Raw genomic sequence first — 14,710 nt, forward strand, 5'->3', positions numbered from 1 at the left:
CTTAGTCAAAATTCATTTTGCTGGCTTTCAAATTCAGTATCGCGAGTGCGCCTACCAAAATGAAAATCAGGGTTGCGATAGCGGCCGCCAAACCGAAGTCCTGCCCGCCCTCGCCTTCAAAGGCGACACGATAGGTGTAGTTAACCAGCAAATCGGTATACCCCGCCGGGGTGCTGGTACCAATCATATCTGGCCCCCCGTTGGTCAATAGCTGAATCAGCACGAAGTTATTAAAGTTAAAGGCAAAACTGGCAATCATCAGCGGTGTTAGTGGTTTAATCAATAACGGAAACGTGATGCGGAAAAAGTTCTGGAATGGCCCTGCGCCATCCATTGCCGATGCCTCATACAAGTCGTCAGGGATCGCTTTCAATAGCCCCATGCACAAAATCATCATATAGGGATAACCGAGCCAGGTATTCACGATCAAAATCATGCTTTTGGCGGTGATAGGATCACTGAACCAGGCGGGTTTGATGCCAAATAAATGGCTGAGCATCAGGTTGATTTCCCCGAAACTTTGGTTAAACAACCCTTTGAAAATCAAAATAGAGATAAACGACGGTACCGCATAGGGCAGGATCAGCATCACCCGATAGATAGCTTTGCCTTTCAGCGAATCCCATTGCACCACACATGCCAGCACCATGCCGACAGCCACCGTAAAGGTAACGCTCATTATCGAGAAGAGGATAGTCCAGATAAAGATCGAGATGAACGGCTTTTGAATACCTTCGTCGTGCAGTACCCGCAGGAAGTTTTTCCAGCCGATAGACACGGTAAAGCCGGGGCTAAGCTTTTCATTTTCCCACTGTCCATCAGCGCTAACCGCTTGATAGAACCCAGTGTCAGGATTCGGCCAATATTTCACGCCGGTTTGCTGATTAATCAGTTCTTTACCATCGGCACCCAGAGTATAGAGCGGCTTGGTGCCAGAAAATTGACGTAATGAACTCATACGCAGTTCAGCACCATCAGGCAGAATAGCCACTAAGCCACTTAGCGCCTGACGACTCTGGGTAATAATCCGCAGCGATGCCGGTTCACTCGTTTGTGCAGTATTGGCTGGGGCGACCATCACTTTTTGCTCACCCGTTGCCTCAAAACTGAAGGGTTCAGAGATGAACAGGCTACCGTCGTCCGGATTGGTAAGCTGTAAACGCCATTGGTTATCGCTGGGATAGAGGCCAAAGGCGAAAGTTTTACCGGTCTGGAACTGCCTATCCATCAAGACGGATTGAGCACGTTCGAAGGTTAATTGGTTGGTACTGCTGTAGTTGGTAAAAGCGATAGCGATGGTACAAATTAAGGGGAATAGAACAAACAACCCCATACCGGCAACGCCAGGGTAAACATAACGCCAGGCATAAGCGCGGCGGTTGGCAAACACATACAGCCCTAAACTCACCAGAATCAGCGTCACGATGGCAAAAAGATATTCACCTTGAGAATACATCAATACGATCAAATAACAGGTGAAGAGGCTTAACAGGCTGATAACCAGCCATTTAAGCGCGTCACTCTGCCACCAGGCGATTTTCTTTTTTCGGCTTTGAAGCTTGGTGTGGGATAACTGCATAATGTTCCCTTTCATACTTTTTGTGCTTGAAGTTAAGTTGTGCTTAAAGTTGAGCCGTGTTTAACGTTGGGTCGTGTTTAAAGTTGAGCTGTGCTTAACGTTGGATCGCGTTACGGCAAATTCTGTCGAGGCACGGCGAACCGTGCCCTTTTTGAAGATTAAACAGTTATTTAGTGATACGAGTTGCCGCATCGTTCAGCGCCGCTTCAACGGTTTGACGCCCAGTGATGGCGTTCAGTACCGCACTACGGGTGGCATACCAGAAGGCCGCCATTTGCGGAATGTTTGGCATGATTTCGCCGTTGGTGGCGTTATCCATTGTCGCTGCAATCCGCGGATCTTTTGCCAGTTGCTCCTGGAATGATTTCAGCGCTACCGCACCCAGTGGTTTATCTTTGTTGACTTCAGCCAGGCCTTGGTCGGTGATCAGATAGTTTTCCAGGAATTCCGTTGCCAGTTCTTTATTGGGGCTAGCTGCGTTAATACCGGCGGTCAGTACACCGACGAATGGTTTAGATGGCTGGCCATGGAAGGTTGGCAGCAGGGTTACGCCGTAATTAATTTTGCTCTTATCGATATTGGACCATGCCCATGGGCCATTAATGGTCATCGCGGTTTCACCTTTGTTAAAGGCAGCTTCTGCAATGGAGTAATCAGTATCGGCATTGATGTGCTTATTCTTAACGAGATCGACAATAAATTGCAGGCCAGCTTGGGCGCCCGCATTATTTATGCCCACGTTTTTCGCATCATAAATCCCGTTTTCAAACTTGAATGCATAACCGCCATCAGCGGCGATAACGGGCCAAGTGAAGTACGGCTCTTGTAGGTTCCACATAATGGCGCTTTTGCCATTAGCACGCAGTGTTTTATCCAGTGCGGGGATCTCTTCCCACGTTTTTGGTGCTTCTTTCACCAGATCTTTGTTGTAAATCAGTGACAGCGCTTCGACTGCAACAGGGTAACCAATCAGCTTGCCATTAAAGCGAACAGCATCCCAAGTGAATGGGAACAATTTTTCCTGGAAGGCTTTCGATGGGTTCAGTTCTGCCAGTAAACCTGACTGTGCGTAGCCACCAAAACGGTCATGAGCCCAGAAGATAATGTCCGGGCCATCGCCGGTTGCAGCGACTTGTGGGAATTTCTCTTCCAATTTATCTGGATGCTCGATGGTCACTTTGATACCGGTATCTTTCTCAAATTTCTTACCGACCTCTGCCAACCCGTTATAACCTTTATCACCATTAATCCAGATAACCAGTTTACCTTCTTCAATCTTGGCAAAAGCAGAGGAGGAGAGCACTAGCGTGGTTAACGCCGAAAGAGCCAAAACACGTGCGGTCTTACCAATGCCGGATTTCGTGAAGCTGCGAGTCATAATCCAATCCTTTTATCCAATTTTGTGGGTACCGACTTTCTTGTGAGTCATTAGCTGTGAATTATTTGGTCTGCTTCCAGACCGCTATCGCCATGAATCACTAAGTAGAAGGGGGCGTGGCAGCGTGGCAAATTATTACGCTGGCATAAGTATTACGCTGACCTCGTTATTACACTGATCTAGTTACTACGCTGACATATCTAGTTACTACGCTGACATAGTGGGTCACAACGGGACTCCGGCTCATCCTCCCCCCCTCTACGCCCCCCTGAGGGTTATTGTGACTCAGTTAACACTGCGGCCTATTTTGTGGTGTGAGACACAATAATGTAGGTCGAAATTTGCAGAGCGGATCACGAATTTGTCTTTGTAACGGAACTTTTGCCAAGAGTGGTCGTTCTCTCATCCTCCCATCCCCTCCCCCACGAAAAACTTTGTTACGGATGATTACCGAATAGTGACACTCCCGCAATATCAGCCACATCGAGTTTGACTCCCAACTTGCAGGACCAGGAATAATGTTGTCAGCACGTTTGATTCCTAACCCAACGTTGTAGCGCATTCATCCGGTGAGTTTTCGTGATGGCTTGGGGGATTATCGAGGGTTGATTGACGCATTGCCTTATCTACACGGTTTATCGATTGGTTGATTGGTTGATTGGTTGATTGGTTTTAGTTGGTCGGTTGGTATCAGTTGATCGGTGTTTTTTGGTCAAAGCCAGCCAAGGTAATGGGGGTATGCGACTCATTATTACCCTTTCGGATCAGTATGTTGAGTCGTTAATCAACGTACAGCCCTATACTCAGGTCGCGACGCCGTCCGGGGCAACCTTGCTACAGGCTTGGCGGCACGGCGCGCAGCGAGAGAGTCATCAGGGCACTGGGGGGAATCAATGGGTCATGCCGGGGTTTGCTTCCGCTGTTTTTCTTCATTCAGATTCATATAAAAAGTTGTTTGCGTAAGCAAAGGAGTAACGCATGGCTAATGTAACGCTGAGCAGCGTTTATAAGGCCTTTGGTGAGGCTGTGATTTCCAGAGATATCAACCTGGAGATCGATGACGGTGAGTTTGTGGTGTTTGTTGGCCCATCAGGTTGCGGGAAATCGACCTTGCTACGGATGATTGCCGGTCTTGAGGACATTACCTCGGGTGAGTTGTTGATTGGTGGCAAACGCATGAATGAAGTGCCGCCCTCTGAACGCGGCATCGGCATGGTGTTTCAATCCTATGCACTTTATCCCCACTTGTCAGTGGCAGAAAACATGTCCTTCGGCCTGAAATTGGCGGGGGTGAAGAAAGCTGAAATTTACCAGCGGGTGAATCAGGTAGCAGAGGTGCTGCAACTGGCTCACTTGTTGGACCGACGGCCAAAAGCCTTATCTGGTGGCCAGCGTCAGCGGGTAGCAATTGGTCGTACCTTGGTCTCCGAACCAGATGTTTTCCTGCTGGATGAACCGCTTTCCAACCTGGATGCCGCCTTGCGGGTGCAGATGCGAATCGAGATTTCTCGTCTGCATAAGCGCTTGGAACGCACCATGATCTACGTCACCCATGACCAAGTGGAAGCCATGACATTGGCTGACAAAATTGTGGTGTTGGACGCCGGCAATATCGCTCAGGTCGGTAAGCCGCTGGAGCTGTATCACTACCCAGCCAACCGCTTTGTTGCGGGCTTTATCGGCTCGCCAAAAATGAATTTTTTACCGGTTAAAGTCACGGCCGCTGAACCTCGTCAAGTACAGATCGAACTCCCTAACCATCAGCGGGTATGGCTGCCGGTGGAAGGCGATCAGGTTCAGGTCGGCGCCAATATGTCTTTGGGGATCCGCCCAGAACATCTGCTGCCAAGTAGTGCCTCTGAAGTCACGTTGGAAGGTGAGATTCAGGTAGTAGAGCAGTTGGGTAATGAGACTCAAATTCATATCCAAATCCCAGCAATACGCCAGAACCTGGTCTACCGCCAGAACGACGTGGTGTTGGTAGAAGAAGGTGCAACATTCTCCATCGGTCTGCCACCACATCGTTGTCACCTCTTCCGTGAGGACGGCACTGCATGTAAGCGGCTGTATCAAGAGCTGGGCGTCTAGTTACGGCGACGCCTGGTTACAGAGAATGAAAGCACGCATGCCGACAGGCAAATATAACAGGAGATTACTGATGATTACTCTGCGCAAGTTACCGATAGCACTGGCTGTTGCCGCTGGTGTCCTCTCCACTCAAGCCATGGCGGTTGATTTCCATGGTTATGCGCGTTCCGGGATTGGCTGGACGGGCAGCGGTGGTGAACAACAATGTTTCCAAACTACAGGTGCTCAAAGCAAATACCGTCTGGGCAACGAGTGTGAAACTTATGCGGAAATTAAATTAGGTCAGGAATTGTGGAAAGAAGGCGATAAGAGCTTCTACCTAGATACCAACGTGGCCTATTCCGTTTCACAGCGTGATGATTGGGAATCCACGGATCCGGCTTTCCGTGAAGCCAATGTGCAGGGTAAAAACCTGATCGAATCATTACCTGGCTCCACTATCTGGGCTGGTAAGCGCTTCTATCAACGTCATGATGTCCATATGATTGACTTCTACTACTGGGATATTTCAGGACCAGGTGCCGGTCTTGAAACTATCGATCTGGGCTTTGGTAAGTTATCGGTTGCTGCAACCCGTAACTCAGAATCGGGTGGCTCAAGCGCTTGGATCGATAACCAACGTGAAAATGCAAAATATACGATTAACAACGTATACGACGTGCGTTTGGCCGGTTTAGAAACTAACCCCGGCGGTTCATTGGAGCTAGGTGTTGATTATGGCCGCGCCGATACTCAAGAAGGTTACTCGTTAGCACCAAATGCCTCTAAAGATGGTGTGATGCTGACCGCTGAGCATACCCAAAGCATGATGGGTGGCTTCAACAAGTTCGTGGTGCAATATGCTACCGACTCGATGACGTCCTATAACACCGGTCATTCGCAAGGTACGTCAGTAAATAATAATGGCCACTTGTTGCGTGTTATTGACCACGGTGCCATCAATCTGGCTGAGAAGTGGGACATGATGTATGTCGCGTTATACCAAGATATTGACTTGGATAACAATAACGGCAACACATGGTACAGCGTAGGTGTACGTCCAATGTACAAATGGACCCCAATTATGAGTACGTTGCTGGAAGCAGGCTACGACAACGTTAAATCACAGCATACCGGTGAGCGTAACGGCCAATACAAACTGACTCTGGCCCAACAATGGCAGGCAGGTGATAGCATTTGGTCACGTCCGGCAATTCGTGTCTTCGCAACTTATGCCAACTGGGATGAGAAGTGGGGCTATAGCGATACAACCGGCGTAGCACAAGACGGCACTATTGGTACCAACAGCCGTGGTAAGAACAATGAAGTCACCTTCGGTGCGCAATTCGAAGCCTGGTGGTAACAGCGATTCTTCAGCCGTCTGCGGGCGGCTGTACTTTATCTTGATGTCTTAACCGTTTTACGGGTGTGCGGGCTGTGGCCCGCATCCTACTGACCACAAGATGTATACCCAAAATAATTTGAGTTGCAGGAAGGCGGCCAACGCCACATGCAGCTTGGAGTATGACGGGTAGATTGGTTAACTTTGCCGACCTTGCCTGGGCACCGTTAGCACTGACGCTCAATGTATGAGGGTATAACAATGAAAAAGAATCTACTGTCACTCTGTTTGGCACTGGCTTTAGGGGGCATTGCACCTCTGGCAGTACAGGCAGCATCAACCATTTCTCCGGCGAATGTTTCCATCGCGCCCGTCATCAGTACGACCACATTACAGCAGTTACCATGGCAGCCTTTGGTACCACCGGCGACGCAAGATATTCAACTTACTGCGGGTAGCCCGCATATTTCTCAGGGTGAGATTGAAGGCGCGGTAGCCGCATTTGCCTTGCCTGCGGACCGCGGTTCATTGGAGGTCACGCTCAGCAGTTTGCTCACGGATAAGCAGCTCTTTACACCGAGCGTATTGGTGCTGGATGAGCAAATGCGCCCAGCGGCTTATTACCCGTCCAGCTATTTCACCTATGAAAAAGCGGGCATCATGATCAATGATCGCCTACAAGGCGTGATGAAATTGACGCCAGCGTTGGGCCAGAAACAAATTTACCTTCTGGTCTATACCACTCGCGATGACTTGAAGAAAACCACACAATTGCTCGACCCGGCAAAAGCTTATGCACAAGGTGTGGGTAATGCCGTCCCGGATATCCCGGACCCCATTGTCAATCATTCCCCAACAGGGACTTTAAGAATCAAGGTAACGTCTGAGCAAAGCATGGGTAACATCATGATTGGCTTGATGTGGTCGGCACCGACCTCGGCTCCGGTCGTTGTGGGCAACAGTACTCAACCCGCAGCCGCGCCACAATCAGAACCTACGAAACCGGCAGCACCGATGCTGGGTGAGACAGAAAACTACTTCAACCAGGCGATTAAAGACGCGGTGAAAGCCGGTGATGTCGATAAGGCGCTGAAATTGTTGAACGAAGCGGAACATTTGGGCTCAACTTCAGCCCGAAAAACCTTTATTGGTAGTGTAAAAGGCAAGGGTTAAATCCCGGCACTGCCAAATATGGCTGGATGGTTGGTGCGCCTTGGCGCACCTTTTTTCGTTAGTTCTTATAAGCGGCTACTGCGTATCGCATTCACCCTCATTTTTATTTAATATAATATTCGATAATAATATATATGTTTACATAACATTGAGATTCGGCTTGGATTCGATTGGAATCACTCCGGCCGTAGAGAATGAAAGACTCGCTGGATTTATTAATACAAAAATGAGTGACATCAATAAATAAATTAACCACCCCAATGATAGCTACCGTTTTTTTGTCATCTGATGATATTAAATATGACTGGCTCATCGCGCGTTGTCGAAAAATTCTGTAGGAAATTTCCTTTGATTAACACTGATTTTTCCTAATCTATTGTTGGTAATTTTCTGATGGCACTTTGACTAAGCAAGTGGGAAGTGAATTAAAAACATGTCTCATTTGTAAAGCATCTGTTTCCGAACAATTGGAAATAGTCGGTATGTATGTAATTTGGGGAAGTGATGATCAGGAGTTAATATATAACTCTAGCCGAGTCTCTTATAAAAACTCATGTGTAAAATACGGCGATATTGCGTGATTTACTATACGGTAAATGAGCGGTGTTTAACTACGGAGATTATTCTGTGGCTTTAATGTATCCCTAACGATGACACATTGAATTGCACTCAATAGCGGTTAATCACGGGGTGAAGATCAAAGGAATATAATACGAGCTGAATACAATCAAAAATATCAGTAAAAACCAGCAACCAATAACATCATTGGCTGCTGAATAAATACAATATTACGCTTCGATCGGCGCACGCCAGTCATCAGCACCAGAGGTGCCAGCGGTGGTGTGATCCCAGTTAATCTTGCGGTATGCCAGTGATACACGGACTAATTGAGTAAACTCAGCCTTGGTAGAATCCTGACAATGCGGCATTTTACAATCAATGTCGATAATGGTGGCATCTTCCAGTTTAGTCGTGAAGAAATGCTCTTGTTTGCCTTCAATCGAGGTGCGGTACCACTTTAACTCTACTGTTGGCAGCATTTCACCAGAGGCTAATGCGTTATACAGCAATGGAACGGCTTTGTTGTACGCAACAGTGAAACGCAATGGCTTATGCGCACGTTGGCCGGAAGGCTGGCCTGATTGAGGGTCGGTAGGCACAGTAACAATGTGTTCAAACTCCTGTACCAACATTTCGTCTTCATGACCTTGAACATAGATATTACCGACGGACTCGGCTGTGAATGCACCTGCTGTAATATTGCCCTGCGTTTTCCCTGTGATAGAGATATAAGCTGGAGTTGGCATTTTTAATATCCTTGATAGTTTATTTGATATTGATCAAAGGTTAGTCACTTCTGCTAGACATATCTGTCAGCGTTGAATGTAACTCGCTCCTCCACTTCACTTTCTGACATCACTATAAGCAGCTTTTTTATCAGTGCCAAGTTTCGTATAAATTAACACTCATGTTCACGGACGAAAAAGTTATAATATTTGTATAATTAGCATATTGTGTCGCGATATTTGCTGATTTAAATTGCAGATGTTACAGAATTGATCATGACATCGAATGCTACATCTGCGTAAAATAATGTTTTCATACGATTTTAATTTTTAAAGCAAATTATTTTTTATGATCATAGATAGAATGATTATATCGTAATAAAAATGCCACCAATGTTTTAATATAAAGAAAAGATTATAGACATTTGCCTTGAAAATAGTTAACTATGCGCACAGTTAAGTCAGATTAATATAAGAGTCTCCCTTTCTGCTGTGGGTAACATATTGGCTGACACCCCTTATTAGAGATTAAAAGGACGAGTGATGAGTAAAAATAAACAAAGCAGTGTTGCCCCAAAAGAAAGGATTAACATCAAGTATGTGCCGAATACTGGCGACCAGGTTGCAGAAATTGAATTACCGTTGAACCTGCTGGTCGTGGGTGATCTTAAAGGCGTGCGTGAAGATACATCAATTGAAGAACGTCAGGTTGTTTCGGTCAATAAGAATAACTTCAACTCAGTCATGAACGAAGCAAATATCAGTCTGAGTTTCAATGTCCCTAATCGCCTCGAAGGTGATGGGGAAGAAGATATGCCGGTCGCATTGTCGATCAATGGTCTCGATGATTTCTCGCCTGACAATGTGGCGAAAAAAGTTCCAGAGCTCAAAAAAATTCTGGAACTACGGGAAGCGTTGGTGGCATTAAAAGGGCCATTGGGGAATATCCCCGCTTTCCGCTCTCGTCTACAGGATTTGCTTGGCAATGAAGCAATGCGCGAGCAGTTGCTGAAAGAATTGGACATTCTTAATCAAAAATAATAGCTCGGGTAAGAGGGAATTCTACGTATGTCTTTACATGAAGAAAATACCGTTTTAGCGGCAGAACCTGCCAGTGCAACATTCTTGCTCGACGAAATCATGTCACAAACCCGCATGGCACCGGGAAACGACGGCTACGATATCGCTAAACAGGGTGTTGCCGCTTTTATTAGCAGTATTCTGGATACCGGAACCAACGAAGAGCCGATTAACAAGCTGTTAGTTGACCGAATGATCATCGAACTCGACAAAAAGTTGAGTGCTCAGATGGACGAGATCCTACATGCCAACGAATTCCGTGAAATAGAATCCTCATGGCGCTCATTGAAGCTGTTAGTCGATCGGACTGATTTCCGTGAAAACATCAAAATCAATATCATGCATGCAACGAAAGAAGAGTTGCTGGAAGATTTTGAGTTCTCGCCAGAAATTATTCAGTCGGGTTTCTACAAACACGTTTACTCCTCAGGGTACGGCCAATTCGGTGGTGAGCCAACAGCCGCGATCATTGGTAACTACGCGTTCAACAATAGCTCGCCTGACATGAAGCTATTGCAATATGTGAGTGCCGTTGGCGCGATGGCACATGCGCCATTCTTATCCAGTGTGGCCCCTGATTTCTTTGGTATCAGCAGCTTCACTGAATTGCCTGCAATTAAAGATCTGAAATCTGTATTTGAAGGGCCTGCTCATACCAAATGGCGTGCTTTACGTGAGTCTGAAGATTCACGTTATCTTGGTTTGACTACCCCTCGTTTCTTGCTGCGCTTACCTTACTCTACCGTTGAAAACCCAATTAAAAACTTCAACTACTACGAGGATGTCAGCCGGAATCACGAGCATTTCTTGTGGGGCAACACCGCATTCCTGTTAGCTTCCTGCCTGACCGACAGCTTCGCCAAGTACCGTTGGTGCCCGAATATTATTGGGCCGCAAAGTGGCGGCACGGTTCACGATCTCCCGGTTCATCTCTATGAAGCAATGGGGCAGATTCAGGCCAAAATCCCAACCGAAGTTCTGATCACTGACCGTCGTGAGTTTGAGCTGGCGGAAGAGGGCTTTATCACCCTGACCATGCGTAAAGGCAGTGATAACGCCGCATTCTTCTCGGCGAACTCGGTGCAAAAACCGAAAGTCTTCCCCAATACCCGCGAAGGGAAAATGGCGGAAACCAACTATAAGTTGGGCACGCAACTGCCGTACATGTTTATTATCAACCGCCTTGCGCACTACATCAAAGTACTCCAGCGCGAGCAGATTGGTTCATGGAAAGAGCGACAGGATCTGGAGCGTGAGCTCAATATCTGGCTCAAGCAGTACATTGCCGATCAAGAAAATCCACCAACGGATGTTCGTAGCCGTCGTCCTCTGCGTTCAGCGCAAATCCAGGTACTGGATGTTGAAGGTGATCCGGGCTGGTACCAGGTTGCGATGCAGGTTCGCCCGCATTTCAAATACATGGGTGCGAGTTTCGAACTGTCACTGGTTGGCCGTTTGGATAAGGAATAACCGACTATGGCCGCGCTTCTTAATTGGGATCGAGGGAGTTCTGCCAGTTTGTTTGACCGCATACAGGGGAAGGGCGCTAGCTCTTCCTCCGATGGCCGTCTGCGTGAACTATTGAATTCAATCCAAAAGCATTTGAACGAGGTCCTTAACTCTCGTCCAGGTGCTTGCCAAAGTGCGGTCGATCTCGGGGTTATCGACCTCAATGATGCGACCGCCACCTCATCTGATTTTCGAAAAAGTATTGAGAAAGCCATTAAGGATTGTATCGAGAACTACGAACCCCGAATTTCTGCCGTTACGGTTCAATCCTTACTGAACCATGGCGACCCACTGCAACTGAGTTTCCATATTAGCGCTCGTGTTAATTTCGACGATATGGGTGATGTCGTTGAGTTCAACATTCAGTTAGACAATAACCGCCGTTACTGCTTTAACCAGGAAACATAATGTCGTTCGAAAAGTATTTCAGGGACGAGCTGGATTACCTCCGGCAATTAGGACGCGATGCCGCAATAGAACGGCCTCATCTCGCTGCATTTTTATCTGAGCAAGGTTCTGATCCGGATGTTGAACGTTTGCTGGAAGGCTTTGCTTTTCTAACGGGCAACCTGCGTGAAAAAATCGATGATCAATTCCCTGAGTTGACTCATGGTTTACTGAATATGTTGTGGCCGAACTACTTACGGCCAATACCGAGCATGACCATCATCGAGTACACACCGGATGAGAGTGTGGTTACCGAGGCGACGCTGGTGAAACGGGGTAGTCAAGTGATGAGCATCCCCATCACACCAAATGACCAGCGTAGCGCGTTTACCAACAGCAATGCCCATGTGGGGCCACAATGTACTTTTACGTTGTGCCGCGATGTTTGGTTGTTCCCCATGTCCATCCGGGAGATCTCGGCGAACAGCAGTAACGAACAAGGCATTTTGAGTGTTCACTTCGCTGCCAAAGCGGAATTGAACCTACAAGACCTGCAACTGGATAAATTGCGCTTCTACTTGGGGGAAGACAATTACACCAGCACGCAACTCTATTTCTGGATTAACCACTATTTCGAACGCGCTGAACTGGTTGTCAACGGGATAACCATCCCGATGCCTGATTTTGACTTTAACCCAGTGGGCTTTGAACGCGATGATGCCCTATTGCCGTACCCGAAAAACGCCTATATGGGTTACCGGATCCTGCAAGAGTATTTTTGCTTCCCCGAAGGCTTCCTGTTCTTTGATGTCAATGGCGTGGTCGATTTTCCACCGCATTTGAATGCCAGTGAATTCTCTCTGAATTTGTATTTCTCTCAGGCATTGCCGCCGGACGTGAAAGTACGCTCCACCACACTGCGGATGAATTGCACACCTGCGGTGAACCTGTTCCAACATGACAGTGAAGCGATTGATCTTGATGGAACCCAGACGGAATATCCGCTCTGTGTCAGCTACCATAATCCGGATCACTACGACATCTTTTCAGTTGATCGGGTTGACAGTTGGCTCAGTGAAAAAGGTGCTCCTAAGGGGCGCGGCCGGGGTCATGGCAGGGTGTATACCTCGTTTGAGAGCTTCCACCATCAGATCGAACATTCGCAAGAAAAGACCGCGCTTTATTACCGCCTACGCGTGAAAAACTCATTATTCCGTAAGGGATTCGAACACTATATTTCCTTTGTTCGTAGTGATGAATCGAAGCTGGTGCTTGCTGAAGAGAATGTCTCGGTCAGCCTGACGTGCACTAACCGTGAGTTGCCGCTGTCGTTGCGCGTTGGTGATATCAATCAACTCAGCAAAGACAGCCCTTCATTCGCGACGTTCCGCAATATTACCCGTCCTTCGGTGCCGTTGTATCCGGTGCTGGATGGGGGCCTGCATTGGTCATTGCTCTCCAATATGTCGTTGAACTACATGTCCTTACTGGATAAGGACGCGTTGAAGCAAATTCTGCATACCTATGATTTTCCAAGCCTGCATAACCGGCAATCTGCCAGGGCATCGCAAAAGAAACTGGACGCTATCCAACGTATTGAAACACAGCCGATTGACCGGTTGTTTCGTGGCTTACCTGTCAGAGGGCTACAAACCACGCTATGGCTGGAGCAAGGGGCCTTTAGCTCTGAAGGTGAGCTTTATCTCTTCAGCACGGTATTAGCCCGTTTCTTCTCACTGTATGCCAGCGTCAATGCGTTTCATCTTTTAAAAGTCATCAATCTTGATAATCAGGAATGTTACGAATGGCCGGTACAGACAGGTCAACATGCACTGATGTAAGTGTGGTTGAGGATGTAAGTGGGGTTGAGAATGTCAGCGTGGTTGAGGCAGTACCCGAAGGGCAGGCATTGGATGTTTCACGTTATAACTTTTTTCAATTGGTCGAATTGCTCAACCAATTGGCGGTAGCGTGGCAAGGGGCAGCCCCTGTGGCGACCCCAGCCAATGAAGCTATCCGTTTTAAATCGACCGCCCGTTTGGCATTCCCGACCAGAGATGTTATCGCACTGAACACCTCCGCCCGTGGTCAATTTGAGCTAGAGGTCTCTTTCCTTGGATTGCATGGCAGTCAATCGCCGCTACCAGGATATTACCTCGATTCGTTAGCGTGGGAGGATGCGCAGAATGAGAACCGGTTGACGGATTTCATGAACGTATTCAATCACCGCCTGTTAACGCTACTGCATCAGATTTGGCGTAAATACCGTTACTACATCTGCTTTGACAATGGCGGTGATGATGCATTTTCACAACGCATGTTCTCGCTGGTGGGGTTAGGCAGCGAGGTTATCCGCAATAAATTGCAGATCAATCACAGCAAAATGCTGGCTTATGCAGGGCTACTGGCCAGCCCCGGTAGAGCGCCTGAAGTGATTTGCAGCCTTGTCTCACATTGCTTCAATTTGCCGGACATCACCTTACACAGTTGGCAACTGCGCAAGGTGGATATTGCCCCTTCACAGCAGAATCGCCTGGGGACGAGGGTGAAAGTCCGTGGCAAGAAATATGATGAAAAATCAGTGCTTGGCGTTAATTTCTCCATTGGTTCACGGGTTGCGGATCGTAGCGGGAAATTCTTGTTGTGCATCAATAAGCTAACGCGAGAACAGTTCTTATCCTTTTTACCCAACGGGGCTAATTACGCCTCGTTAGTGATGTTTGTGGCCTTCATTATGCGCGATCAATTCGCGTGGGATTTACGCCTTGGGTTAGCAGAGCAGCAGGTGGGCGGGATGGTTCTGGGAACCGAGCAGAATAGCCTATTGGGCTGGACCAGTATCCTCGGTGATCCCGAACAGAAACCCAGCGTAACGATCGGTGTGATGGAATAACGGTCGGAGTGATGAA

General features: G+C 47.6%; 12 protein-coding genes. 9 read left to right on the plus strand and 3 right to left on the minus strand.

The window, feature by feature from the left end; all coding sequences use genetic code 11:
* Position 1: 1 nt before the first annotated feature.
* Together malF and malE are read right to left on the minus strand one after the other, a co-directional pair.
* Positions 2-1,579, minus strand: a complete 1,578-nt coding sequence (gene malF / locus AC971_RS18380; protein ID WP_025381706.1) for a maltose ABC transporter permease MalF — start codon at positions 1,577-1,579, stop codon at positions 2-4.
* 166 nt (positions 1,580-1,745) lie between these two features.
* Positions 1,746-2,957 carry a maltose/maltodextrin ABC transporter substrate-binding protein MalE gene (gene malE / locus AC971_RS18385; protein ID WP_025381705.1) on the minus strand — a complete coding sequence of 404 codons (1,212 nt, stop codon included), beginning with the start codon at positions 2,955-2,957 and terminating at the stop codon, positions 1,746-1,748.
* A gap of 738 nt (positions 2,958-3,695) precedes the next feature.
* Between malE and AC971_RS18390 the strand changes: the two genes are divergently transcribed.
* The 4 genes from AC971_RS18390 to malM all read left to right on the plus strand — a co-directional run bounded on the left by AC971_RS18390 (position 3,696) and on the right by malM (position 7,539).
* Positions 3,696-3,920: a hypothetical protein gene (locus tag AC971_RS18390; RefSeq protein ID WP_038402046.1), complete on the plus strand. Its 225-nt coding sequence runs from the start codon at positions 3,696-3,698 to the stop codon at positions 3,918-3,920.
* A gap of 15 nt (positions 3,921-3,935) precedes the next feature.
* Positions 3,936-5,045: a maltose/maltodextrin ABC transporter ATP-binding protein MalK gene (gene malK, locus AC971_RS18395; RefSeq protein ID WP_002212091.1), complete on the plus strand. Its 1,110-nt coding sequence runs from the start codon at positions 3,936-3,938 to the stop codon at positions 5,043-5,045.
* Positions 5,046-5,115: 70 nt separating this feature from the next.
* A complete protein-coding gene (locus AC971_RS18400; protein WP_025381704.1) occupies positions 5,116-6,387 on the plus strand; it encodes a maltoporin in 1,272 nt (423 codons plus the stop codon).
* A gap of 240 nt (positions 6,388-6,627) precedes the next feature.
* Positions 6,628-7,539 carry a maltose operon protein MalM gene (gene malM, locus AC971_RS18405; RefSeq protein WP_025381703.1) on the plus strand — a complete coding sequence of 304 codons (912 nt, stop codon included), beginning with the start codon at positions 6,628-6,630 and terminating at the stop codon, positions 7,537-7,539.
* A 788-nt stretch (positions 7,540-8,327) separates the two neighbouring features.
* On the opposite strand, the gene AC971_RS18415 is transcribed toward malM, so the two are convergent.
* Positions 8,328-8,846 carry an Hcp family type VI secretion system effector gene (locus AC971_RS18415; RefSeq protein WP_002212097.1) on the minus strand — a complete coding sequence of 173 codons (519 nt, stop codon included), beginning with the start codon at positions 8,844-8,846 and terminating at the stop codon, positions 8,328-8,330.
* 522 nt (positions 8,847-9,368) lie between these two features.
* Between AC971_RS18415 and tssB the strand changes: the two genes are divergently transcribed.
* From tssB to tssG, 5 genes are read left to right on the plus strand one after another with little or no spacing between them, the layout of a single operon-like run.
* Positions 9,369-9,866 (plus strand): type VI secretion system contractile sheath small subunit, encoded by a 498-nt coding sequence (gene tssB / locus AC971_RS18420; RefSeq protein WP_025381702.1) that lies wholly within the window; start codon positions 9,369-9,371, stop codon positions 9,864-9,866.
* Positions 9,867-9,893: 27 nt separating this feature from the next.
* Positions 9,894-11,375, plus strand: coding sequence for a type VI secretion system contractile sheath large subunit (gene tssC / locus AC971_RS18425; protein ID WP_025381701.1), 1,482 nt, complete (start codon positions 9,894-9,896; stop codon positions 11,373-11,375).
* Positions 11,376-11,381: 6 nt separating this feature from the next.
* Positions 11,382-11,822 carry a type VI secretion system baseplate subunit TssE gene (gene tssE, locus AC971_RS18430; protein ID WP_002212100.1) on the plus strand — a complete coding sequence of 147 codons (441 nt, stop codon included), beginning with the start codon at positions 11,382-11,384 and terminating at the stop codon, positions 11,820-11,822.
* Positions 11,822-13,642, plus strand: coding sequence for a type VI secretion system baseplate subunit TssF (gene tssF, locus AC971_RS18435; RefSeq protein WP_025381700.1), 1,821 nt, complete (start codon positions 11,822-11,824; stop codon positions 13,640-13,642). The genes tssE and tssF overlap by 1 nt, the downstream gene beginning before the upstream one ends.
* Positions 13,606-14,694 carry a type VI secretion system baseplate subunit TssG gene (tssG, locus tag AC971_RS18440; RefSeq protein ID WP_025381699.1) on the plus strand — a complete coding sequence of 363 codons (1,089 nt, stop codon included), beginning with the start codon at positions 13,606-13,608 and terminating at the stop codon, positions 14,692-14,694. Before tssF ends, tssG begins: the two co-directional genes overlap by 37 nt.
* Positions 14,695-14,710 lie beyond the last annotated feature (16 nt).

This window comes from Yersinia similis (assembly GCF_001053095.1).
GTDB classification, from domain to species: Bacteria; Pseudomonadota; Gammaproteobacteria; order Enterobacterales; family Enterobacteriaceae; genus Yersinia; species Yersinia similis.